At 39.2% G+C, this 25,433-nt stretch carries 19 protein-coding genes; 8 read left to right on the forward strand and 11 right to left on the reverse strand.

All coding sequences use genetic code 11. The annotated features are described in order from the left end of the window. Positions 1-55: 55 nt before the first annotated feature. The 4 genes from ACFSKV_RS06420 to ACFSKV_RS06435 all read right to left on the reverse strand — a co-directional run bounded on the left by ACFSKV_RS06420 (position 56) and on the right by ACFSKV_RS06435 (position 4,406). Positions 56-727 carry a LytR/AlgR family response regulator transcription factor gene (locus tag ACFSKV_RS06420; RefSeq protein WP_380801101.1) on the reverse strand — a complete coding sequence of 224 codons (672 nt, stop codon included), beginning with the start codon at positions 725-727 and terminating at the stop codon, positions 56-58. A 283-nt stretch (positions 728-1,010) separates the two neighbouring features. Further along, the gene (locus ACFSKV_RS06425) at positions 1,011-2,420 is read right to left on the reverse strand and encodes a sensor histidine kinase (protein ID WP_380801102.1); all 1,410 of its coding nucleotides are present in this window, start codon (positions 2,418-2,420) and stop codon (positions 1,011-1,013) included. 4 nt (positions 2,421-2,424) lie between these two features. Next, positions 2,425-2,574, reverse strand: coding sequence for a hypothetical protein (locus tag ACFSKV_RS06430; RefSeq protein WP_380801103.1), 150 nt, complete (start codon positions 2,572-2,574; stop codon positions 2,425-2,427). A 365-nt stretch (positions 2,575-2,939) separates the two neighbouring features. Beyond that, positions 2,940-4,406 carry an SLC13 family permease gene (locus tag ACFSKV_RS06435; RefSeq protein WP_380801104.1) on the reverse strand — a complete coding sequence of 489 codons (1,467 nt, stop codon included), beginning with the start codon at positions 4,404-4,406 and terminating at the stop codon, positions 2,940-2,942. Between the two features lie 467 nt (positions 4,407-4,873). Here ACFSKV_RS06435 and ACFSKV_RS06440 point away from each other — a divergent pair, with 467 nt between their 5' ends. Genes ACFSKV_RS06440 through ACFSKV_RS06460 form a run of 5 tightly spaced genes read left to right on the forward strand, consistent with a single transcriptional unit; the run spans position 4,874 to position 14,674 of the window. After that, positions 4,874-8,305 (forward strand): hypothetical protein, encoded by a 3,432-nt coding sequence (locus ACFSKV_RS06440; RefSeq protein ID WP_380801105.1) that lies wholly within the window; start codon positions 4,874-4,876, stop codon positions 8,303-8,305. 46 nt (positions 8,306-8,351) lie between these two features. Next, positions 8,352-10,097 carry a glycoside hydrolase family 3 protein gene (locus ACFSKV_RS06445; RefSeq protein ID WP_380801106.1) on the forward strand — a complete coding sequence of 582 codons (1,746 nt, stop codon included), beginning with the start codon at positions 8,352-8,354 and terminating at the stop codon, positions 10,095-10,097. 40 nt (positions 10,098-10,137) lie between these two features. Further along, the gene (locus ACFSKV_RS06450; RefSeq protein ID WP_380801107.1) at positions 10,138-11,409 is read left to right on the forward strand and encodes a glycosyl hydrolase family 17 protein; all 1,272 of its coding nucleotides are present in this window, start codon (positions 10,138-10,140) and stop codon (positions 11,407-11,409) included. A 44-nt stretch (positions 11,410-11,453) separates the two neighbouring features. After that, positions 11,454-13,784, forward strand: a complete 2,331-nt coding sequence (locus ACFSKV_RS06455) for an MFS transporter (RefSeq protein ID WP_380801109.1) — start codon at positions 11,454-11,456, stop codon at positions 13,782-13,784. A 5-nt stretch (positions 13,785-13,789) separates the two neighbouring features. Continuing rightward, positions 13,790-14,674: a glycoside hydrolase family 17 protein gene (locus ACFSKV_RS06460; RefSeq protein WP_380801110.1), complete on the forward strand. Its 885-nt coding sequence runs from the start codon at positions 13,790-13,792 to the stop codon at positions 14,672-14,674. Positions 14,675-14,891: 217 nt separating this feature from the next. Here ACFSKV_RS06460 and ACFSKV_RS06465 read toward each other — a convergent pair whose 3' ends face one another. The 4 genes from ACFSKV_RS06465 to ACFSKV_RS06480 all read right to left on the reverse strand — a co-directional run bounded on the left by ACFSKV_RS06465 (position 14,892) and on the right by ACFSKV_RS06480 (position 18,932). Then, entirely contained in the window at positions 14,892-16,526 is a 1,635-nt protein-coding gene (locus ACFSKV_RS06465) for a M1 family metallopeptidase (protein WP_380801111.1), read from the reverse strand. Between the two features lie 168 nt (positions 16,527-16,694). Beyond that, on the reverse strand, positions 16,695-17,717 hold the full coding sequence (locus ACFSKV_RS06470) for a DUF922 domain-containing protein (RefSeq protein WP_380801112.1): 1,023 nt from the start codon (positions 17,715-17,717) through the stop codon (positions 16,695-16,697). Positions 17,718-17,869: 152 nt separating this feature from the next. Next, entirely contained in the window at positions 17,870-18,340 is a 471-nt protein-coding gene (locus tag ACFSKV_RS06475; protein ID WP_380801113.1) for a hypothetical protein, read from the reverse strand. A 133-nt stretch (positions 18,341-18,473) separates the two neighbouring features. Next, positions 18,474-18,932 carry a cold-shock protein gene (locus tag ACFSKV_RS06480; protein ID WP_380801114.1) on the reverse strand — a complete coding sequence of 153 codons (459 nt, stop codon included), beginning with the start codon at positions 18,930-18,932 and terminating at the stop codon, positions 18,474-18,476. A 179-nt stretch (positions 18,933-19,111) separates the two neighbouring features. On the opposite strand from ACFSKV_RS06480, the gene ACFSKV_RS06485 reads away from it, so the two are divergent. Both ACFSKV_RS06485 and ACFSKV_RS06490 read left to right on the forward strand, forming a co-directional pair. After that, the gene (locus ACFSKV_RS06485; RefSeq protein WP_380801115.1) at positions 19,112-20,227 is read left to right on the forward strand and encodes an XdhC family protein; all 1,116 of its coding nucleotides are present in this window, start codon (positions 19,112-19,114) and stop codon (positions 20,225-20,227) included. Beyond that, positions 20,224-20,826, forward strand: a complete 603-nt coding sequence (locus ACFSKV_RS06490) for a nucleotidyltransferase family protein (RefSeq protein WP_380801116.1) — start codon at positions 20,224-20,226, stop codon at positions 20,824-20,826. The genes ACFSKV_RS06485 and ACFSKV_RS06490 overlap by 4 nt, the downstream gene beginning before the upstream one ends. Here ACFSKV_RS06490 and ACFSKV_RS06495 read toward each other — a convergent pair. After that, positions 20,811-21,953 carry a cysteine desulfurase family protein gene (locus tag ACFSKV_RS06495; protein ID WP_380801117.1) on the reverse strand — a complete coding sequence of 381 codons (1,143 nt, stop codon included), beginning with the start codon at positions 21,951-21,953 and terminating at the stop codon, positions 20,811-20,813. The genes ACFSKV_RS06490 and ACFSKV_RS06495 overlap by 16 nt on opposite strands. An 88-nt stretch (positions 21,954-22,041) precedes the next feature. Between ACFSKV_RS06495 and ACFSKV_RS06500 the strand changes: the two genes are divergently transcribed. Next, positions 22,042-22,398, forward strand: coding sequence for a hypothetical protein (locus ACFSKV_RS06500; RefSeq protein ID WP_380801118.1), 357 nt, complete (start codon positions 22,042-22,044; stop codon positions 22,396-22,398). A gap of 110 nt (positions 22,399-22,508) precedes the next feature. Here the strand turns inward: ACFSKV_RS06500 and ACFSKV_RS06505 are convergent, their stop codons facing one another. Both ACFSKV_RS06505 and ACFSKV_RS06510 read right to left on the reverse strand, forming a co-directional pair. Beyond that, positions 22,509-24,668 carry a xanthine dehydrogenase family protein molybdopterin-binding subunit gene (locus tag ACFSKV_RS06505; protein WP_380801119.1) on the reverse strand — a complete coding sequence of 720 codons (2,160 nt, stop codon included), beginning with the start codon at positions 24,666-24,668 and terminating at the stop codon, positions 22,509-22,511. Positions 24,669-24,670: 2 nt separating this feature from the next. Beyond that, positions 24,671-25,129: a (2Fe-2S)-binding protein gene (locus ACFSKV_RS06510; protein WP_380801120.1), complete on the reverse strand. Its 459-nt coding sequence runs from the start codon at positions 25,127-25,129 to the stop codon at positions 24,671-24,673. Positions 25,130-25,433 lie beyond the last annotated feature (304 nt).

Genomic DNA, 25,433 nt, shown 5'->3' on the forward strand with positions numbered 1-25,433 from the left:
TATAATTTCAACTTCCAACATCCCTTTTCCGACATTCCACTTTCAACCTCCCACTTCACTTTACCTTTTCCATCACTTCTTCAAAATAACTGCTGCTCACAGGAACTATTTTATCCAGAAGGGTTAATTGATGCCTCTCGATTTTAGAGATAAAATCAGGATTGACAACAAAAGAACGGTGGGTTTTGATGAAAGAAGGAGGGAGAAGTTTTTCTGTTTCTGAAAGCGTCATCCTGCTCAGAAATTTCTCTTTAGCCAGGTGAAAGGTCACGTAATTGCCGGATGCTTCACAGTATAGTAAGTCAGCAAAGCTTATTTTGACCTGTTCATAACCGGTTTTTACAAAAATAAACCCAATATTCCCATTTTTTAAATGGTGCCATTCCTGGGCCTTTTGACAGGCTTTTAAAAACCTGCTTAAATTGAAGGGTTTCAATAAATAATCAATCGCATCCAGTTCGAAACTTTTGACGGCATGTTCGGAATAGGCAGTAGTAAATATGACCATGGTTTCTTTTGGAAGCAGTGCTGCCAGTTCCATTCCAGAAATATCAGGCATTTTTATATCCAGGAATATCAGGTCCACCGGGTTTCCTTTAAGATATTCCAATGCTTTGATGGCATCCGTAAATACCGCTTTTAAGTCAAGAAATGGCACTTTGGAGGCATGTGATTTAATCACCTCCAAAGCCATGGGTTCATCGTCTATTGCGATTGATGTTATCATAAATTATATTGAAATAAAAAGAAATAAGGTAGAAATAGAGTGAAATATGGTGGAAATAATATCAGTATTTATCGCTATTATATATTATTACGTTAAAAGCATATTTCTAATTTATTTCGCGAGGTATATATCAATTTAATATTTGTTGATAATAGTGGATATTAATTGATATTTTTTCCCAATTAATCGGTTATCCTGGAATATTATATCGCCGAAGGCGTATATCAATAAATATCACAAAGTTAATATCCATTTATATCACGCAGTGTATATCATTTAAATATCATAATTTAATGGATAAATGTACAAAATACTCCAGGTCATTTTCCCGTATGACCAACTCATATTTTCCTGGATAAAGCAGATCGAGCCTTTGTCGGACATTATCCAAACCGATTCCATTTGAATTTTTCTCCATGTCATCTGTAGAACGATGGATACTGTTGTTCACATCCAGATGAATGGAACCTGCCAGGCATCTCAGGCTTATTTTTACCCAGGATTTTTTCTGTAAACTGATTCCGTGTTTAAAAGCATTTTCCACAAATGGAATCAACAGCATCGGGGCAATTTCCCCTGTACAGGATTCCTCATTCCGGTTGAAAACCACTTCAATATTATCCTGACCTTTGATTCTTAGATTCTGAAGATCTACATAATTCATCAAATACTCTTTTTCCCGTTCGACTGGAATTTTGTCCTGATTGTTTTCATGGAGCATAAAGCGCATCATGTCTCCCAGTTTTTGAATGCCTTCCGAGGTCCTTTCTGCATTTTCATGGAGGGCAGTTCCGTAAAGGGTATTCAGGGCATTGAAGAGAAAGTGGGGATTGATTTGAGACCGCAGGAAATCCAGATTGGCTGTGGTTTGACTTACCCTGGTTTCAAGTTTATTCAACTGGCCCAGATAATCATCATATTTTTCAAAAACCAGATTGGATGCCGGAATCAGAACAACGGCAACTAAAATCATTACCGCCAAGCCCACAAAAACCGGAGAAAAAGAATAAACATTGATGGCGATAATGAGGAAAATCAGCAGGATGACAAATTCCAGTAATGCCAGGAAATAATTAGCTGATTTTTCTTTTCCCCTTTTTCTGTTTCTGTAAATTAAAAAGAAGTTATATAAAACCACCAGGCCAATTCCCGGAATGATAAAGGCGAAAACCAAGGCTATGGGTTCTGTACTAAATTTGCGGAATTGAAGCAAAAACAGCAATACAAATACATAAATGGCAATTAATCTGACAGCATTATAGAAGGAATAATTTTTAAATCTTTCCGGTGCCAGTGCCTGTTCCAGAATATATGCCAACAAAAGGTATCCTACATACACTGCAATGGAGTTAAAATAAAAAGGCATAAAAAAATCTTCGGTGATATTGGCCCCCGAGGAAAAAGCCCCTGTGAGAATAAAAGAAACAATAAATACCAGGAAGGTCAGAGAGAGATACTTCCAGGTTTTCTTTTCTTTCTCATATCCCGGAATGATTTTGACATGAACCAAGTAAAAAGACAGGAACAAGATTACCGGAATAAATAATTTGGCAAAATAAATAGAAATTTGTTCGTCTGTAGGCTTGTAATAGATAAATCCTGAATCCAGGATATTCAGCAAGACTATTGCTAAAAACACCACTGTTACAACCCACCATTCAATTTGCCTGAAAGGCAGAGATTTTTCTTTCATATTTTTATTGTTTAATAGTCTGGGATTGGGATTTTTGTAATTCCTTTTTTTGTACCGGTAGGCTTGATTTTTCTTCCGGATTGGCCTTCCAGAGCCAAAGATTGTAAATAATGGCCATGGCCAAAAGTAGGAGATATGGTCTTTTCGATTTCATTTTATCCTATCTTTTTAGTTGGTTGGACTTTTCTTAAAATGCTCAATTACATTTGACCCTGCAAGAATAAAGCGGCAACTCTTTTCAGACAAAAAAATGTGATGAAGTAGGGGATAGGTGGGGTGGAAACAACAAATTAGTAATTACTAATTATCCAATTACTAATTACTAATTACAAAGTCCAATGATTAAATTCTAAAATTCAAACTCCAAGCTCCAATTATGAAATTCAAAAATCTTCCGTAAATAATTAATTTTCATGAAATCTTAAGAATTAATTTAAATAAAAAGGTTCGTTTTTAAGTTGTATTTTGAACCAGGGTTTCATTAAACCTTTTAAAATTTGAATTTTGGAATTTGGATTTTTAAAAGGGATAGCTGTTCAAATCCAACTTCCATAAAAGCGGCAGGATGTAATAGGTAAAGAGGGTAATGAGCAAAATAGAAAAAATATTCATCCAAAAACCCGCTTTGAACATGTCGGGTATTGAAAGATAACCGGACCCAAAAACCACCGCATTGGGGGGAGTGGCAACCGGTAACATAAAGGCACAGCTTGCGGCCATTGTTGCCCCGACCATCAAACCAAAAGGATGAACCCCCATGGAATAAGAAACTGCGGCCAAAATTGGTAATATCATGGAAGCGGTGGCTACATTGGAAGTAATTTCAGTCAGGAAATTCACTGCCGCAATGATGATCAGTAAAAACAGTCCAAAAGCAATGAAATCAAGGAATACGAATTGATTGCCAATCCAGGAAGCCAAACCTGTCACTTTAAAACCTTCTGCCAGAGAAAGACCGCCACCGAAAAGTAAAAGAATCCCCCAGGGAATCTTTTCGGCAGTTTTCCAATCTAATAACTTAGTTTTCGATTCAGAAGAGGGGATAACAAATAATAATAAGACACCTGCAATGGCAATCATGGTGTCATCCAAATCGGGTATAAACTCCTGGAGAAGAAAGATTCTTGTGATCCAGGCAAAACTTACGCCACCGAATACCCATGAAACCCTTTTTTCTTCCACGGTCATAGGACCGAGAAGTCTGAGCTGTTTTTGAATTTCTTCTTTACCGCCGGTAACCACGAAATCCCTTTCAAAAGGATAGGCAAATTTAACCAGATAAATCCAACAGATAATGAGCAATAGGATCGAAATGGGCAAACCAAAAACTATCCATTGGGAAAAGCTTATTTCATAACCGTACATTTCTTTGACAACACCGGCCAGAATAATGTTGGTAGGGGTTCCAATCAAGGTAGCAATGCCTCCAATCGACGCTGAATAGGCGATTCCAAGCATTAAAGCTTTACCGATTTTGTTCGCAGTAAAATCCTTTGGATTTGATGAATTGGATAATTGAACAACAACAGCAATGGCAATGGGTAACATCATCAGAGAAGTCGCAGTGTTCGATATCCACATGGACAGGAATGCAGTCGCTACCATAAAACCCAATATGATACGTTCGATATTGGTTCCTATCAAAGAAATGGTATTTAATGCAATCCGTTTATGCAAGTTCCATTTTTCAATGGCCATAGCAATCATAAATCCACCCATATATAACAATACCATAGGATGGGAATATGAAGATGCTGTATTGCTGATCGGTAGTGCCCCCAGGGCCGGTAATAAAACCAAAGGCAAAAGAGAGGTTGCTGCAATGGGAATTGCTTCGGTAATCCACCAGGTTGCAATCCAGGCTGTAACCGCCAACATAGACAGGGCTTCGGGTGACATTTCTTTGGGCTGCAAAAAAAATAAAATCCCAAGAAATAATAACGGCCCAAGATAAAGACCCAGTTTAGCGGTTTTGGTTTCGTTCATATCATTGCCTAAGAGAAGCCAAGCTTACCAAAAAAATCAAGATTTTCAAATCTCTTATGGACAGAAGGAGGTGAAGTAATTATATATGGTATAAAAGGATAAATGGGTATATCGATATTCTTATTTAACATAATGTAAATTATATAACAAATATGGAAATATGTACAAGGAAAGATTGCAGCAGCAATTATTGAAACCCATTTTATTAAAAACACGAGAAATCTAAAATGATTTAAAAATAAAGTAAAATTGCACTATTTGGTCATTTCTTTCCAAATTGTAGTACCGGATGTAAAGTTTTTTAGTAACCTAGAGAAAGAATTGATGTATTGATTTATTTTTATTTATTGGACAATTACTTCATCTTGAGGTTCAGTTGTAGACCATATTTTCTTAATATCAGATTTATGGATAAACTAAATTAATAATAATACATCAATAAAGCATTGAACCCAAATCTATCAGAGGTGAATATAAACGAAGCCCCAAAATTAAATCAGGTCAGCATCGAGGATGAATTCTATTACAAAATTTCCAATGTAGACCACATGCGTCCTTTTTTTATGAGCATCATCAGCAATTCTAACCATTGGCTGTTTATTGGAAGTAATGGCGGATTGAGTGCTGGCAGAAAGGATCCTGAAAATGCATTGTTCCCCTATTATACTGACGATAAAATCATTGAATCCTCTGAAATCACAGGGTCAAAAACGATCATTCGAATTCAAAAAAACGGAAAACTAAATATTTGGGAGCCTTTTTCCATACACTTTTCCAACCTTTACAAGGTTGAAAGAAACCTATACAAAAATGTTTATGGCAATAAGATTTTGTTTGAAGAAATCAACCATGATTTAAACCTCTCTTTTCAATACCAATGGTGTACAAGTGATCGCTTTGGTTTTGTAAAAAAAAGTAGATTGATCAATCACGGAAAATCGGCTATAAGTGTATCTCTTCTTGATGGGATCCAAAATATCCTTCCTTATGGCGTAGGAAGTGCCCTCCAAAGCCAGCGAAGTAATTTGGTAGATGCTTACAAAAGAAATGAACTGGAAAAAGAAAGTGGCATTGGAATATTTGCTTTAAGTGCGATAATTGTGGATAAAGCGGAGCCAAGTGAAGCTTTGAAAGCAAATATTGCCTGGTCTTCGGGACTTGACAACACCAAACGTCTCCTCTCCTCTATTCAGCTGGATGTCTTCCGAAATGGGCAAACCTTAATTGAAGAAACAGACATCAAGGCCAATAAAGGTGCTTATTTCGTAAATGCTGATTTAGATTTGGAACCTAATGGGAAAAAGGATTGGATGATTGTGGCTGATATCAATCAAAATGCTTCCCAAATCACAGCCCTTGCAAAGACCCTTACTAACGACAAAAACTTAAAAATAAAGGTAAAAGATGACATTGAATCCGGAACACAGCAGCTTATTCAACTTAACGCAGGAGCTGACGGATTGCAGTTAACTTCAGACCAGTTGAAGAATACCCGCCATTTTGCCAATGCCATGTTTAATATCATGCGCGGAGGCATCTTTGACCATCATTATCAAATTGAAAAAACTGATCTTAAAATCTACCTGGCCAAAGCCAACCGGCCTGTCTTTGAAAAGTATAAAGAGGGTGTCGATGCCCTACCCCATGAATTTTCAATTGCTGAACTAAAAGAGTTTGCGCAAAAAGCAGATGATACAGATCTGAAGCGATTGATTTTGGAGTATCTACCACTAAAGTTTAGTCGGAGACATGGTGACCCTAGCCGGCCCTGGAATCATTTCTCAATCAATACCCGAAATGAAAATGATGGCTCAAAAATCCTTGACTATGCGGGAAACTGGCGGGATATATTTCAGAATTGGGAAGCTTTGGCACACTCCTACCCTGAGTTCATTGATGGCATGATCTTCAAGTTCCTAAATGCCTCAACCTTTGATGGATATAACCCTTATAGGATAACCAAACACGGTATTGATTGGGAAAAAATCGAAGCGGATGATCCCTGGTCCTACATAGGTTATTGGGGGGACCATCAGATTATTTACCTTTTAAAGTTTCTGGAGTTTGCCGAAAGTCATACTAAGGGTAAGCTGGCAAATTATTTTAAGGAGGAAATATTTGTGTATGCAAACGTGCCCTATAAAATTAAGTCATACGAAGACATCCTCCGGAATCCTAAAGATACCATAGATTTTGACCATCAGCTTGACCAAGCAATACAGAAGCGCTGGAATGAATTGGGAGCTGATGCCGCACTCCTTCAAAACAGGAACGGACATATCCATCATGTCAATTTTATAGAAAAAATCTTAGCTACAGTCTTGGCTAAGATTTCAAATTTCATTCCTGAGGGTGGTATCTGGATGAATACCCAAAGGCCTGAATGGAATGATGCCAACAATGCTTTGGTAGGAAATGGGGTGTCGATGGTGACGCTGTACTACCTGAGAAGGTTTCTGAACTTCTTTGTGGATACACTTGAAGAGAGCCCGGTCGCAGAAGTTCAGATTTCGGAAGAATTGATGGAATTCTTTAAGGACACTTTTGCGGCTTTGCTTTCTAATCAACACCTGCTTTCGGGCCCGATTAGCGACAAAAACCGAAAGAAAGTATTGGATGCTTTAGGGTTTGCCGGGAGCAAATACCGGACAAAAATTTACAAAAACTCATTCAGCAAAGAACGAAAATCCCTTACTCTCAAAGAGCTGATCGACTTTTCCCTCCTTTACCAAAAATATCTAGAGCATACCATAAGGGCCAACAAAAGGGAAGATAACCTTTATCATGCCTACAATTTGATGACCATAGACAATGAGGAAGAAGTCTCCATTTCTTACCTCAGCGAAATGCTCGAAGGTCAGGTTGCGGTTTTGAGTTCGGGTTATTTGACATCGGAAGAAGCGCTGCAAACGCTCGATGCTTTGAAGTCAAGCGCACTTTTCAGAAAAGATCAGTACAGTTATCTGCTTTATCCAAATAAGGAGCTTCCAGGATTTCTTGAGAAAAACAACATCCCGAAATCGGAGGTATCTAAGTCTTCATTATTGACCCATCTGCTTAAGGATGGCAATAAAAGCATCATAGAAAAAGATGTCAATGGGGATTATCACTTCAATGGAAGTTTTAAAAACGCCTCAGATCTTCTTATTGCTTTGGAAGCCTTAGACAAGGATGCTTATCCATTAACTGAGTCCAGCAAAAAAGAAGTGCTTCAGGTTTTTGAAAAGGTGTTCAACCATAAAGCCTTCACAGGTAGATCAGGAACTTTCTATGGGTACGAAGGATTAGGTTCCATCTACTGGCACATGGTTTCCAAGCTGCAATTGGCCGTACAGGAATGCTGCCTGAAAGCAGTATTGGAACATGAACCGGAATATCTGGTCAACAGACTAATTGACCATTATTATGAGATCAATGAAGGAATTGGTGTACATAAGTCCCCTAGTCTTTATGGTGCATTTCCGACAGATCCCTATTCCCATACCCCTGCCAATAAAGGAGTACAGCAGCCTGGCATGACAGGACAGGTAAAAGAGGATATTATATCCCGCTTCGGTGAATTGGGCGTATTTGTGAAGGATGGTCAACTCACTTTCAATCCTTATATGCTTAGAAAAGCAGAATTCCTCTCAAAACCTCAAAACTTCAGGTATGTAGATGTCAATGATAAGTCACTTGAAATTTCTATAGAATCTAAATCATTGGTATTTACCTATTGCCAGGTTCCTGTGATTTACAAATTGGCAGATGAAAACAGGATTGTGGTGATGTTGAATAATGGGTCAAGATTAGAAATTTCAAATTTGAATCTGGATAAAAACAAAAGCGAGAAAATATTTAATCGAACTGGAGAAATTGTCCAATTGGTGGTTCAACTGAAAGAAGCCGATTTAAAATAGTTTTCCAGCTATATGCTTGCCTTGTTTATGTTATCTTTTTTAAAGCATGTTAAAAAAATTCGAAATTGACCCAGTGATAGCGCAAAAAATTGAAGCGCTACTATTGCAGATGACCCTTGCCGAGAAAATAGGTCAAATGACACAGGTACGTCATTTTGATGATATTAGCATGGAAGAAATCAAAACGAGGTTGATCGGTTCTGTGATCCATACTCAGGGCCCACTTCCCGGCAATAATGCTGCGGAATGGCAGGCTAAATTTTTTGAAATGCAAAAGCTTGCCCTGGACACCAGGCTGGGTATTCCCTTGTTGTTTGGAGTGGATGCTGTGCACGGTCAGAATACCTATGAGGGGGCTACCATTTTCCCCCATAATATTGGTTTGGGAGCTACCCGAAATGCTGAATTGGTCCAAAAAGCAGCCAGCATCACTGCTATAGAGTCTAAGGCTACCGGATTTAACTGGGTTTTCTCTCCCTGCGTGGCCATACCATTCAATGAAAAGTGGGGCCGGGTATATGAGGCATTCTCAGAAAGTCCTGAAATAACCGCTGAACTAACCCGGGCTTCTGTTAGAGGACATCAAGGTCAGGCAGGACAAATTGAAGTAATGGCCACTGCCAAGCACTTTATTGGTGACGGAGCCACAGATTTTGGGGTAGAAGGTGGAAATGTAAGCTTAAAACAAGAAGAAGTATTGGAACTTTTACTTCTACCCTATCAGACTGCCATAGAGGAAGGTGTAGGATCTATCATGGCTTCTTTCAATACCCTGAATGGTATTTCTATGCATGCACATAAAGGGATGATCACTGGTTTGTTGAAAAATAAATTAAATTTTGACGGGATAGTGGTGTCAGATTGGAAGGCTTACTCACGCTTTGGGAAGAACGATATTATCAATGCGGGCATTGATATGGTGATGGCAGTGGATGGGGATCTGGATTTGTTTCAGGATGGTGTAAGAGAAGGCGTTTTAAATGGAGAGATTGCCCAAGAGAGAATTGATGATGCTGTTCGAAGGATTTTGCGACAAAAATTTCGGCTTGGACTTTTTGGAAATCCTTATCCCGATAAAAGTCTGATCGGGCAAATTGGAAAAAAAGAACACCGTGATCTTGCCCGTCAGGCTGTTCGTGAATCATTGGTGCTTCTGAAGAATGAAAACGATACCCTTCCCTTAAAAAAAGAGGCAAGAATAGTTGTAGTTGGCGAATTCGGTGATAACTCCGGGCTTCAATCCGGTGGTTGGACAGTCAATTGGCAAGGAACCACTGAAAATTATAAAGGAGCAACTACCATTTTGGAAGGTATCAAAAGATTTTCTACAGAAGAAGTTTATTATGATCCAGATGGATCTGCTACTATAGAAGATGTGGACGTAGCGCTGATTGTGGTAGGAGAAAATCCTTATGCAGAGTTTTTTGGGGATATCGGTGGCGAAATGAACTTGTTCCAATTGACACTTTCTGAAGCGCATCAAAATTATATCACTACATATGCAGATAAAGGAATTAAAACAGTTGTACTTCTGATTTCAGGAAGGCCAATGGTCGTCACCCAACAAATCAATCAATCTGACGCATTTGTTGCAGGCTGGTTACCGGGCTCTGAAGGAGATGGCATTGCTGAGGTCCTGTTTGGGGAGTATGATTTCAAAGGCAGCCTCCCCCACTCTTGGCCTAAGTCAGAAGATGATTATTCCGGTAAGTATGGCCCAAATTTTTGGGACAGTTCGATCCAAGCACTTTTTCCAATTGGGTTTGGATTAAAATATCATAAACTATTGTAAATAAATAAATTATAACGTTACAAATATAAATTACATTATCATGAATTTGACGCTTATAAAATCAATTTGCATTGGAATGGCTTTAACAGCGACATTTTCATGCAGCCAAAAACCCACAGAAGAATCAGATCATTCAAATAAACAAAAAGAAGTGACAGCAAAAGAAATTTTAGGCAATCCGGCTTACCAAGCGATCTCCTACGAAGGATACAGAGACAAATCACGAGAGATCCAACCCAGCGTAGCACAACTCAAAGAAGATGTGAAAATCCTTTCTGCTATGGGGATAAAAATACTGCGAACCTATAATGTACAATTTCCCCATGCCTCAAACTTACTCAAAGCAATAAGCGAGTTAAAGCAGGAGGATCCTGATTTTGAAATGTATCTTATGCTCGGAGCGTGGATTGACTGTAAAAATGCTTGGACTGATCAAGAACCTGATCATGAGGTGGAAAGTGAACAGAATGCCGGAGAAATTGAGCGGGCTGTTGCCTTGGCTAATCAATACCCTGATATTGTGAAAGTATTGGCAGTTGGCAACGAGGCAATGGTCAAATGGGCGACGGGTTATTTTGTACAACCATCTGTCATCCTGAAATGGGTCAATCATTTACAATCTTTAAAAGCTGAAGGAAAACTCCCCAAAGACCTCTGGATTACCAGCTCGGATGATTTTTCATCTTGGGGAGGTGGGGACCCGATGTACCATACAGATGATCTGGCCAAATTGGTCAATGCAGTGGATTACATCTCCATGCACACCTACCCCTATCATAATACCCATTACAATCCTGATTTTTGGAGGGTTCCCATAGAAGAATCGAAATTGACTGAGATAGAAAAAGTCGATGCTGCCATGATGCGTTCATTGGAATTTGCCAAGTCCCAATATGATTCGGTCACCAATTATATGAAAAGCCTTGGGGTAAACAAGCCGGTGCATATAGGAGAAACAGGCTGGGCGACCATATCAGATGGCCTATATGGACCTGATGGCTCTAGGGCCACTGATGAATATAAGCAAGCCCGTTATTACCAACTCATGCGGGAATGGACCAATGAGGCGGGCATTTCCTGTTTCTTTTTCGAGGGTTTCAATGAACCTTGGAAAGATGCTCGAAATCCGGTTGGCTCAGAAAATCATTTTGGCCTGTTTACAGAGACTGGACAGGCTAAGTATGCCCTGTGGGAAATGGTTGATCAGGGGATTTTTGAAAACCTCACCCGGGACGGAAATTCTATTGTAAAAACCTATAATGGAGATAAAGCAAGTATGCTAAAAGAAGTAATAGCACCTCCTGCAAAATAATAATCAAGCAAGCTTCAAGAAAATAACCACCAACCCTAATAACCATGTCAACCACTTCAAAAACAGTTCCGATGGGCCAAAAGATTGCCTTCGGAGTGGGTATGCTAGCTAATCAGATGTTTCCTGCTTCCCTTGGGATATTCATGGTCGTGCTGGTGCAAAACCTTGGATTCCCGGGATGGATGTGGGGAATCGTTTATTTCCTCCCCCGTATCCTGGATGCGGTAACAGACCCCATCATGGGCTTCATCTCAGACAACACGAAATCTGTTTGGGGAAGGCGAAGGCAATATGTCTTTCTTGGTGCCATTGTAATGGGCATTGCCTTCTCGGTGATGTGGCAACTTTATGGAGAAAACAGTGTAAACTACAATTTCACCTATTTTCTCTTGGGATCATTTGCCTTTTATATCGGGCTCACCATTTTCAGTGTACCCTATGTGGCCATGGGTTATGAAATGAGTGAAGATTTCCATGAAAGAACCCAGATTATGGCTATTGCTCAGTGGATTGGGCAGTGGGCTTGGGTAATCGCCCCATGGTTTTGGGTGATCATGTACGAGCCCAGTTGGTTTCCAAGTCCGGAAGCCGCTACCCGACAACTGGCAATTTGGGTTGCAGTAATTTTTGCGATTTGTGCCATGGTTCCTGCCATTTTTATACCGAGTAAATCTACCAAAAACGAAAATTTCTCACCCTTGACATTCAATGCAATAGGTGATAGCGTATCCCAAATCATCAGAGGATTCAAAGAAGCCTTTTCATCCAGACCTTTTAGAAAGCTCTGTATTTCTACATTTTTTATTTTCAATGCATTCAATACGGTGGCAGGCTTTGTCTTTTTTATAGTGGTTTGGCACTTGTTCAATGGCGATGCTGGTGCAGCAGGATACTGGACGCCCATTTTTGGGAGTGTTGGAGCACTTGTCACCACCTTTATCGTCATTCCTATTGTTGCTTGGATGTCCAGAAAGATTGGTAAGAAAAATGCCTTCATGGTATCTCAGGGAATCGCTTTGATAGGTTATACCTCCTTATGGTTCTTATTTGTTCCGGGTAAGCCTTGGATGTTCATTTTTTCACTTCCCTTCCACTCTTTTGGCATCGGAAGCCTTTTTGTGTTGATGATGTCCATGACTGCTGATGTCATCGACCTTGACGAATTAAATTATGGTGTACGAAGGGAAGGTGTATTCGGTGCTATTTATTGGTATATGGTGAAGTTCGGGTTTGCCATTGCAGGCGGTTTGAGCGGGGTGATTTTGACGGTAGTAGGTTTTGATGGAAATGCAGCGGTACAACCTGAAGGAGCTGTTGATGGTCTTAGGTTGTTCTTCTCTGGGCTGCCCATGTTAGGAACAATAGCCGCAATGTATCTCATGCACGACTACGATGTGGATGAAGCAAGGGCCAATCAGATCCGGGCAGAACTGTATGCCCGCAAAAATACCCAACAGGCAATAATCACTTCCGTTTATCAAAACAAAGAATCGATTATTCTTGAAGAAAAAGAAATGCTGAAAACAGATTTTGATTTCTCTAATTACTCCCATTCTGAAATAAAAAATGTATTCAGTAACACGCTGAATACTGGACTTCATGGCATTTGTTTTAGTCCTTACCTGGAAGGGCAAAATATTGGAGATAGCTTATCGGAAGAGCAGATCCAAAGGAGGATGGATATCGTGGCGCCTTATACCAAATGGATCCGATCATTCTCCAGTACAGATGGAAATGAATTTATCCCCAAAGCAGCCCATGCTAAAGGACTCAAAACAATGGTGGGGGCCTGGATTGATAGCAACAAGGAAACCAATGAAAAAGAGATTCAAGCTTTAATTAGCTTGGCCAAAAAAGGAATGGTCGACATCGCTGTAGTCGGCAATGAAGTACTGCTAAGGAAAGACCTATCTGAAAAAGAATTGCTTGAATATATTCAAAAAGTGAAGGATGAGTTACCCGGAATACCGGTAGGTTATGTAGATGCCTATTACCAGTTTAAAGAACGCCCTGCTCTGGTGGATGCCTGTGATGTTATTTTGATCAACTGTTATCCTTTTTGGGAAGGGAGCCATATCAATCAGGCCTCAAGCCATTTAAAACAGATGTATTCACTTGCCAAAGAAGCCGCCAATGGCAAAAAAGTAATCATTTCCGAAACTGGTTGGCCAAACCAAGGTTCCTCTAATCAAGAGGCCCACCCATCCATGGAAAACGCCATGCGCTATTTTATAAATATCCTAAAATGGACAGAAAAAGAAAATGTGGAAATGTTTTATTTCTCCTCTTTTGATGAATCCTGGAAAGTAAGACATGAAGGAGATGTTGGACAGGCTTGGGGAATTTGGGACAAATACGAAAAACTTAAATACTGATAACTATGTCGTTCAATGCTGACAAAATTTTGGCACTTGCAGGGAAAAATCTGCAAGGATTATCCTATCAAGAATTAGCCGAATCGTTCAAAGATTTGCTTCAGGAAGGCATGCACGGACTTTGCTTCAGTCCCTATGTGGAAGGGCAGCAACCCGGTGACACCCTGACTGAAGAGCAGGTCCGACGAAGACTAGAAATTATTAGACCTTACACGAAGTGGGTCCGTTCTTTCTCCTGTACGGAAGGAAATGAACTGATCCCGATAATTGCAAAAGAGTTGGGCATGAAAACTTTAGTCGGTGCTTGGCTGGGAAAAGATGAAAAAATAAACCAAGAGGAGGTGGCAGGTTTGATCAAGTTGGCAAAAGAGGGATATGTGGATATCGCTGCAGTAGGCAATGAAGTCATGTACCGTAAAGACCTGACTGAAGACCAATTGCTTGAATTTATCGAAAGCGTAAAAAAAGAGCTTCCTAAGATCCCAATTGGTTATGTAGATGCCTATTATGAGTTTGAACACAGGCCTCGTATCACCGATGCCTGTGATGTAATCTTAGCCAACTGCTATCCTTATTGGGAAGGTTGTACACTTGAATATTCTTTATTGTATATCAAAGACATGTACAATAGAGTTGTAAAAGCTGGAAAAGGAAAAAAAGTAATCATTTCGGAAACCGGTTGGCCCAGCCAAGGATCACCTCTGTATGGTTCAATTCCTTCTGATGAAAATTTTATGAAATATTTTATCAATATCCAAACCTGGTCTAAAATGGACTCTATCGATGTGTTTTATTTCTCCTCTTTCGATGAATCCTGGAAAGTGGGTTCTGAAGGAGATGTAGGCGCCTTTTGGGGGATATGGGATAAGGATGAAAAGTTGAAATACTAGAATTCACTGACTAAATGTGAATTCCATGTAGAATTTTTTTCCAAAGATTCCATATCAGTTTGCTTTAAGACAAGGGGTTTTATCCAATATTATAAGTCCTCTTCCAAAAACGTTCTGTAAATGAAAGAGACAAGATCAATTTCTGGTCTTGTCTCTTTTTTCCATGTGTTGATTCTTGATTCTTGTTTCTCGTCTCTAATCTCTCGCTTCTTTAAAATCACCTCAACCGAAAACTCCCCACATAATAGTCAGGTTGTACACTAACTTCAGACCGCTCGTTCACCTTCAGTTCTGACCATTGGTTATTGGCTTGGACACGTATTTCTTTATTCCCTAATATTAAATCTACAGGCATTTCGAAGGAATTGATGCAATTATTCCATCGATAATGTAAAGTTTGATCATCTGAAAAATAGAATTCCAGAACCGGTATCGTGCTGTTCCTCAAATACTGGTCAAAAAAGCTGGAAAGATCCATTCCCATTTCCAGAGCAATATAGTCCTCTACTTGTGTGGTAGTGACTGTTTGGTGGTAAAATTCATGGTTGAGTCCGCGGAGGATTTCCCTCCATTTTTCATCGTCATTTAAAATCTGACGGAGCATGTTCAGGATATTCCCCCCTTTGTAATACATATCGCCAGAACCCCGATAATTGACGGAATATCTTCCTATGATGGGTAATTTATTTTCAATCCTAGCCCTTGTTCCTCTGACATATTCCTTTCCTGCTTCTTTTCCAAAATAATAATCCAGATAAAGGCTCTCAGAATAGTTGGTAAAACTTTCGTGAATCCACATATCAGCCACATCCTTATAGGTAATGTTATTGGCAAACCATTCATGCCCGGATTCGTGGATGATGATAAAATCAAATTTCATTCCCCAACCAGTTCCGCTCAAATCCGTTCCCCTGTAGCCATTCTGATACCCATTTCCATAAGTAACCGAACTTTGATGTTCCATTCCAAGATATGGAACCTCAACGAGCTTATAACTGTCTTCATAAAAGGGATAGGGACCAAACCAGTATTCGAATGCTTCTATCATCTTTCTTGCATCAGAAAAGTGAATTTTTGCTTTATCCAGGTTATTTCTAAGAACGTAATAATCCATATCCAGCGTTCCTTTCTCTCCTTCGTATTTTTCCCCGAAATTCACATAATCTCCAATATTGATGTTAACCCCATAATCATTGATGGGATTGCTGACAAACCAATGGAAAGTATCGGTTTGCTCTCCATTATCAACTTTTCTCAATCTGCCATTGGAAATATTCATCAAGCCTTTCGGCACCGTCACGCTGATCAACATACTGTCAACCTCATCCGCAGGATGGTCCTTGGACGGCCACCAAATACTTGAACCGATTCCTTGGTTGGAAGAAGCGATAAAGTGATTGCCATGATCATCTTTTTGCCAGGTTATTCCCCCATCCCATGGAGGTCTGACAGCTTCTTTTGGTTGTCCTTCAAAACTGATGATCAGCTCTTCAAATGCACCTGGAACCTGTTTTTTGACCAAATGGATGAAATGGGCAGCTCCCTCCTGCCGGATTTCAAGCTTTTCACCATCCTGTTTGGCTGAAATCATTCTCATGGGCTCCTGCAAATCAATCTGCATGACCTGATGTTCGGCATTTACCCGGTATCTTATTGTATTCGTTCCTTGAATAGTTTTAGTTTCCGGAAAAATCTCAATATCCAAATGATAGTAATTCAAATCCCACCAGCCACGCTCTGGTGTGATACTCCCTCTAAGGGAATCTGCTCTGGTAAATTTTTGTTGCGCGTAGGAAATAGAAACAAATAGGAAAAAGAAAGCAAAAACAAAGAGTTTACGGAAAACTTGCATAGGAAGAATCTGGTTCAGCTTGATGATTTTTATCTACAATAATAACATTTAGCCTTATAGCCATTTCAATTTTCCTTAAAAAATAATTCCATTTCTAAAAATTTGGTTCTTGGAATTTTCAGGCTTTCTTGGAATTTTTCCGAAATCCCCCATCCGACATCCGACATTTCACTTTTCCTTCAACACCTCTTCAATCCAGCTCCAATCCCCAGCCAATGCCTCATCAATCATCCTATTCCACTTTTCCTGAGCTATTTTATCCGTCCCATGTCCTGTCTCTTTGTCATAAATTTCCTGAAGACGGTTCATTTCACGGTAAGCATCAAAATAAGCATCATTTATAGTTGCTTCATACCAATCAGGGTTCAGTTCAATACTTTTTAATTTTGACACCAAGCGGTCTGCTACAATCCTTGCCACATCAAAGTGTTTTTGCTCATGGTTTAAAGCATAATCACTTGTACTTCTTACCCATGATTGACCTGGCAGCATATACACATCCAATTCAATAGTCTGAACAATTGACCCAGACTCCATTAATGATCGGCCCTGTATAGAAAAACTGGCAAAAATACTGGCATTGAACCGACTTTTTGGGTTGGGTCTGTCTGAAAAATCATTCCATTGCAAGGGCCTTTTGGGATCATAATAGACCGTATCCTCGTTACTTGCTTTAGGTTCGTCGTTAATTTCCAACCGGACAGAAGTCGCTAAATGGCGGTTGCTTCCAACCTGCATGTTCATCCAGGTATTGAAATAATCCAAACCTGCCCCAAAAACCCTGTTGACCACATTTTCTATCATATCCATACGATTGGTGGATCTTCTGTAGTTAACAGAACCTGAATAGTCAATAAGTTGAACAGGTTCATTACTCCCTATTTTAAAAAATCCCATAATCAATTGAATTTCACCTTCATAAATATTTTTATTTGAACTTAATTTTTCAGATAAATTGAGTTCATATATCCTAACCTGAATAGCTTGGGGTTCATATTTTGAAGGTTGTATACTATTTTTAAAAAAATGTAATGCCAATTGATCCAAATTTCCTTTGAAGGTGACATCCCCCCGGTTTCCATTGATATCATGAACTTTGCCTATGCTGTTTTTATGTAGCCTAAAATCAATTACCTCTTTGAAAAAATATCCTGTTTCAATCTGACTTTTGGTGTTGGGAAATAAATTCACAGATACATTTTGCGCAAAAGTATTGGACAGGAATACAACAAAGAAAATAGAAAATAATAAGCGGATCCTCACCCTTGTTAATACTGAAATCTTACTGAAATGGTTTGAAGATAATTAGCATCTAGAAAAATTTTAGGCTTCACCAAAAGAATTTATAATTCCTCCAAAATAGATTTATAATCATACTGCAGGTCCTCATGCAATGATGCAATCAATTTCTCAGCCTTTCCAACCTGAACTTTATACAAGTTATCTATCACTGGATGTCTGAAATCCAGGTAACCATATAATTTCAGATTTTTGCAGAAAAAAATAATCAATTCAATTTGGGCAGTCTTATCTTTGGTAAGTTTGAGATTTTTATTGAGTTTCCTTCTAATTGCCTGCGCGGATTTTTTGGCATAATGATAATGCTTGGTATTTGCCTTGGCAAATTCCATCCCGATCTCTTCTTCCACCATTTCAATAAAAACCCTAGGGTTTTCCCTTTCAAACAATTTAAAAAATAAAAAAGATTTGTTATCTCTACTGAATTTGGAAAGCTCTACAATGATATCTATCAATTCTTTTTCATTAAGATAAGATAATTCTTTTTTTAGCTCTGCAAGGCTTGAAATCTTCATTTTTCACTCCTATTTTAAGTGATTCAACAAAAGAAAATCATTCACCTAAAACAACTTAATGATTTTATTATCAATAAGTTATAATAAATGAATGATCCTTAAACTTCTGTTGGTTCTTTGGAAATAATTTGGACTATTTTATTAATTTAACCTCAATGGCACTCAATCCTTTTTGAGTCTTTTCGGTTTGGAATAAAACCTTATCATTTTCTTTTATCTGATCGATGCAACCTGAAAGATGTACAAAAATACTTTCTTGGGTTTGCTCATCCTTGATGAAGCCATAACCCTTGGAGGCATTGAAGAAGGTCACTTTCCCCTTCCTTCCTTCTGGAACGTCTTCAGCCTGAATTGTTTTTGGTACACCAATATCTATGCTTTCAGCGTCTATTTCTTTTCTTTTTTTGTTAGGATCCGGAGGAGTGGAGGAAATATTTCCAAACTCATCCACATAAGCAATCATATCTTCAAAATCCCCGGATTTTTCAGTGGTTGACTTACGGGCCTCTTTTCGGTCCAATTTCTCCTGTTTCTTCTTTTGCCTTAGTTTTTCCTTTTCTTTTTTGTTATAGGTTTCTCTTGATTTTGCCATATGTCCCAAAATACCTGTTTTTTTTGAGGATTTCCAATTAATCTCCGATAAGTATTTTTTTCCCTGCCCAAAAATGCGGTTTGGATTCCAAAAAAGATTGGGCAAAGTCCAAATTACCTAAACCCTGCTACCCTGATTAGGATTTTTTTTATAGCTTTATTTACAATTTAATTGCCCATATGAAAGAGTTACACCAGATCATCAAAGCATACGAAAAAAGCTTAACCAGAAAACAAAAAACTGCATTGGCCACTGTCGTGAAGGTAGATGGTTCTGCCTATAGAAGACCAGGGGCCCGTATGTTGGTTACTGAAGATGGAGAACTTACCGGGGCCATTTCAGGAGGATGTTTGGAGGGAGATGCATTGAGAAAGGCCCAATCGGTAATTTTTCAGCAAAAATCCATGATTGTCACCTATGATACCACTGATGAAGATGACCAAAAATTCGGAATTGGATTGGGATGTAATGGTATCATTCAGGTATTAATAGAACCCATCAATGCTGAGGAAACTTTCAATCCCATAGAATTACTAAAATTAGCACTTGCTGACAGGTCCGCATCCATCTTAGTTACTTTTTTCTCATTAAAGAATTCCAGATCAGAACAGCTTGGAACCAAATTGCTTTTTAAGGACAATAAATTCTATGGCGCACTGGACTATAATGAATCAGGGCTACAAAAGCTTGTTGAGCAGGAGTTAAACCGGCCTATTGATTCGAATTTGATCAAATCTTATCCAGAGGCAGATGATATGTTTGTTTTTTATGAGCGGATCAAAGCACCCATTCAGGTATTACTTTTTGGTGCGGGAAACGACACCCTCCCTTTAGCTAAAATGATAGACATTTTAGGTTGGGAATTGACCCTAATCGATGGGAGAAAAAGTCACGCCACCCATCAGCGATTTCCGAATGCCTACCCCATCATTGTGGCGCCGGCAGATGAGGTGATTAATAAAATTAAATGGGATGATCAAACGGTGGCTTTATTAATGACCCATAATTTTGAATATGAGGTGATGGTATTATCCAGTTTGATCCGGCTTCAGCTTCCCTATATAGGGATACTTGGTCCCAAGAAAAAGACCTTAAAATTGATGGAAAGATTGACCTTACAGGGTATTCAGATGGAGGAGAGCAATATATTTGGCCCGATAGGTTTGGATATAGGCGCTGAAGGTTCTGAAGAAATCGCTTTATCTGTTCTTTCAGAAATTAAATCTGTTCTCGCAAAGAAAACACCTGACCATCTTAGGGATAAATTGGGGCCCATACATGGGGAGGAAAGATGAAAAACAAATCCATCGGAATAATCTTATTGGCAGCCGGAGCTTCCAATAGGTTGGGAAGACCTAAACAACTGTTGGAGTTTGAAGGAAAAAGTTTGTTGGAAAAAGCTATAAAATGGGCAAAATTATCCCTTGCTACCCATTTTGTTGTAGTCTTGGGTGCCAATGCCGATGAAATCCGGAAGAAAATTGACCAGAATGGTTGTTCCATAATTGTAAATGTGGATTGGCCATCAGGTATGGGTTCCTCTATGAAAAAAGGTTTGAAACACTTGACTGACCTTCACCAAGTAGATGGGGTTTTATTGATGCTGTGCGACCAGCCTTACGCCAATGCGGATGTTTTGAATGCTCTGATCCAAACATATTGGGAATCAGAGAAAGGAATAATTGCCAGCAGGTACCAAAATACATTGGGAGTACCGGCCTTGTTCGATAAAAAATATTTTGGTGAAATGCTGAATTTGAAATCGAGCGAAGGAGCGAAAAAAATAATATTATCACATTCCGATGATACCGAGGCCATAGATTTTCCTTTGGGTGCTATAGACATTGATACCGAGGAAGACTATGAGAAATTAAAGAATCAGCCTCTTAACTGAGCCACAACCTTTTTAACAAATTCAATAGTAAACCTTATTTGATCTTCTGTTGTAAACTTTCCCAAACTGAACCGGATTGAGGCCCTTCCCAAATCTGCATCTAAACCCATGGCTGCCAGAACATGAGATGGTTTCGGAGAAATGCTGGTACATGCCGATCCTGAACTCACCGCTATTTCCTTATTTACCATACGTAGGAGGTCTACCCCTTCTATGCCTTCAAAAGAAATATTTGAAACATGTCCAAGCCTGTTTCCCTTATCCCCATTGATTTGGGTACCGGAAATTTCAAGAATTCCTGCTTCCAATAAATCTCTCAATTTTTCCAATCTATGGCTATCATGAAGCATAGATTTCAATTGAATTTCAGCCGCTTTACCCATTCCCACAATGCCAGGAACATTTAAGGTGCCACTTCTAAAACCCTTCTCATGTCCTCCCCCTTCAATTAGGGGTAAAGGTTTTGGCAAATCATGGTTATGTCTGATAAATAAGGCTCCCATCCCTTTTGGTCCATAAAACTTATGGGAAGAAATTGCCATTAAATGTATTCCTTCAACGTTTATGGGACACTTCCCTGCTGCCTGAACAGCATCAGTAAAAAAAATAATATTCCTTTCAGCCGTTATTTTTTTGATCGAATTTATAGGGTGTAATACCCCAGTTTCATTGTTTGCCCACATCAGGCATATCATTTTGGTATGGTCTTGAATACTGGATTCTAATTCATCTAAATCAATCATACCTAAATGATTTACAGCTAAATAAGTGACCTCAGCTCCTTTATTTTCGATACTTTTAAAGGTATCTAAAACCGCTTTGTGCTCAGTTTGGCAAGTGATATAATGCTGTTTCTTAATTCCATAATATTCAAAAACTCCCTTGATAGCAAGATTGATAGACTCTGTAGCCCCTGATGTAAAGATGATTTCTTTGGGTTTAGCGCCCAATAAACCTGCAACTTGTTCCCTGGCAATTTCCACGGCATCTTCTGCTAACCATCCAAAAGGATGACTTTTACTTGCAGCATTGCCATAATGCTGGCCAAAATATGGGATCATGGATTCAATGACCTCCTCCAGGCACGGGGTTGTTGCATTATAATCCATATATATGGGATACTTCATAAATTCGGTAATTTCAAAAACAAGTTATTGTTTTTGGTTTTCCTGTCAAACCAAAATAAATCAAAAAACAAATTCATTATATTTAGGGGTGCAAGAATCCTGGAAATTTTCTATACCGAACCATCTACAATCCAAAGAATTAACGGATATACTTCAAGAGCTTTTGGAGAAAAACACCAAAGAGATGGGCATATTTTTGTCCTATTATTTTAAAAAGGAAGGCGCAGTAACAGAAAATGTTAAACTTTCTTCGGATCCATTCTTTTCAGAAAAATTAAAGGGTACCTTTTTTGTTAGTTTTGATCTGGTCCATTACAATGCCTGTTTGAATATCCATGAACAGGCAAAGGATCAATTGAGATTGAATTTTGAATTTGACAATGATATCACCCAATTGCAAATGACGGGACCTTATTGGCCTGAAAGGGAAATGGATGACATTTAAATAAATCATGACTACCGGACTTTTAAAAATTTTACCTGATTAATATCAACGAAAACCCCTTGGAATAATGAAAAATCATTTTCCAAGGGGTTTACTTCAAGTTGGAATTCTTAGGCTCTTCTGATTTGTAATCTAATTTCAGAAAATTCTTTTTGCTCAATGAATGGCTGCGTCCTTATTCTTTTACCTGTTGCCGCAAAGATGGCATTGGCAATTGCACCACCCGTCGGTGGAAGTGCAGGTTCTCCCAATCCTGTAGGATCATAACCGCTATCCACATAATGCACATCAATTTCAGGTACTTCTTTCATCCTGATGAGGCGGTAAGAGTCGAAATTTCTTTGCTTGGGCAGTCCGTTTTCAAAAGTCATATTGGTAAACATCGCATGGCCCATACCGTCTACAATGCCACCTCTAACCTGGTGATTGGCTCCAGTAGGATGTACAACTACCCCACAATCAGTAGCAGCGGTGATTTTTTTAAGCACAGGCTGACCGTTCTCCATGATAATATCTGCAACCTGAGCCACATAAGATCTATGGGAGAAGTAGACACTGAACCCTTGCATAAGCTCTTTGCTTTTACCCCAATTGGATTTTTCAGCTACTGTCTCAATGACTCCCTTCATCCTGTCTATATCATAATGGATCTCTCCCACTGGATTGTTTTTAGCCCTTGCCAGCAAGTCCAATCTAAATTTAACCGGATCCTTTTTGGCCGCCAAAGCTACTTCATCCAGGAAAGACTGTTCTGCATAAGCCAGGAAATTGGTAATAGGTGCTCTCCAGGCATTGGTAGTAATAGGAGATTTATAATCAATATTCTCAATCAGAAGGTTGTCCACAGAACCGGAAGGGAAATTATTTTCCCTGGTGGAATTTCCTGCATTGATACCAACACCTCTAAGCTTGTAACCAACCATATTCCCCTGATCATCTAAAGCTGCCTGGAATCTGTACCTGACCGCAGGTCTGTAAGCTCCACCAGTCATATCATCTTCCCTACTCCAGGTAACTTTTACCGGCTTGTCCAGTAATTTGGACAATTCTGCTGCTTCAACGACAAAATCAGCCCTTAACCTTCTTCCGAAACCACCCCCAAGTCGGGTAATTTCCACAGTGATATTTTCTTTTGGAATACCCAATAACTGAGCGGTTTCCATCCTGGCCCTTTCAGGAGTCTGGGTTGGTCCGACCAATTCCACCTTATCCCCTTTCACATGGGCGAAGAAGTTTTGCGGCTCCATTGGGGAATGGGAAAGGAAAGGACACTGATATTCACTGGTGATTACCTGAGCTGCATTTTTAAAAGCAGCATCCACATCACCGTCTTTTCTCATTACCTGGGCATTTTTGCTATCCAAGAGTTCTTTGAATATCCTATCGTGGTCAAAACTGCTTTCGATTGGTCCATCAGGTTCATATTCAATCCTAAGCTGTCTTTTTGCTTTCATCAAAGGCCAGGTGGAATTACCAACCACGGCCACATTATTCTTAAATACAATCACATCCGTAACCCCAGGAACCGAACGGGCACCTGTATCATCCACGGATTTTATCTTCATTCCAAATGGAGGTCTTTGGATCATGGCATGAACCATCCCTTCCCTGTAAAAATCAAGCCCGAACAAAGGCTTGCCGGTAAACATTTCATTGTTTTTGACATTTTTAACAGGGGTACCGATTATTTTAAAATCTTTGGAATCTTTCAATGGAACTTCATCAGGAGCCGTTAATTTGGAAGCATCACTGACCAATTCCCCATATCCGAATTTTTTCTTTCCATTGTGCAAGACCTCACCATTGCTTGTGGTCAACTCCGAGGCATCAACCCCTAATTTTGTGGCAGCCGCCTGTACCAATAAGAATTTTGCGGTCGCTCCTGCTTTTCTTAACCTTTCCCAGGAATGCGGCATAGCTCCGGAACCTCCTGTAAGCTGCCTATCATACTTCTCGTTATCCAGTGGTGCTTGGAAAACCCGGACTTTCGCCCAGTCTGCATCCAATTCCTCTGCCACAATCATGGGGAAAGAAGTAATGATATTTTGACCAAGTTCAGGATTTGGAGAATAGATGACGATATCCCCAGTGGGTGATATGGATAAATAGGCATTGAAATTAAATGCCTGTGACAATACCTCTTCATCGGTCAATACCTGCATCTTTGGAGAATCACAGCCTGACCAATAGAAACCAATGAACAATCCTCCGGTAGCAGTTGCTGCCACTTTAAGGAAATCTCTCCTATTTGTTTTCATAAGCTTCTCCATGATTATATAATTTTTGCAGCCAATGCCACAGCTTCTCTGATTTTATGATAAGTGCCACAACGACAAAGGTTACGGTTCATTGCATTTTCGATTTCCTCTAAGGTTGGTTTGGGATTTTTCTTCAAAAATGCCGCTGCATTCATGATCTGACCCGCCTGGCAATATCCACATTGAGCTACATCTATTTCATTCCAAGCTTTTTGGACGGGATGGTCTCCATCCTTTGATAAACCCTCAATAGTGGTTACCTCGCTTGAACCTACACTGGAAACCGGTAAAGTACATGAAAAAGTAGCTTCACCATTAATATGAACAGTGCAGGCACCGCATTGGGCAATTCCGCAAGAAAATTTTGTCCCGACCAATCCTAGGTGATCCCTCAATACCCAAAGCAGAGGAGTGTCATCATCCACCTCTACCTGATGGGACTGACCATTGATTTTTAAATTATAGTTAGCCATTGTTTTGTAAAATGTTAATTACTGAGTTAAAATATAAAAAAAAATACCCAACTCTAAATTTTGTGCACGGAATTTGTAAGTCTATTTGATAAGCTGCATTTCCTCAATTTGAATGGAACTTATTATTCCAATATTTAACGCTAACTTTAAACCGTATGTTTATTCAACCCAAAATAGACCTGGTACAAAATATTGATTTTGAAGCCAAGAATGGAAAAAATCTACTAACTTTTACGTTATATTGTGTTTTTGCATACATGAAAAAAATCTTCATGTATTTGATTTTGTATTATGAGTTTTTTTA

Source organism: Shivajiella indica, from assembly GCF_042683085.1.
GTDB classification, from domain to species: Bacteria; Bacteroidota; Bacteroidia; order Cytophagales; family Cyclobacteriaceae; genus Shivajiella; species Shivajiella indica.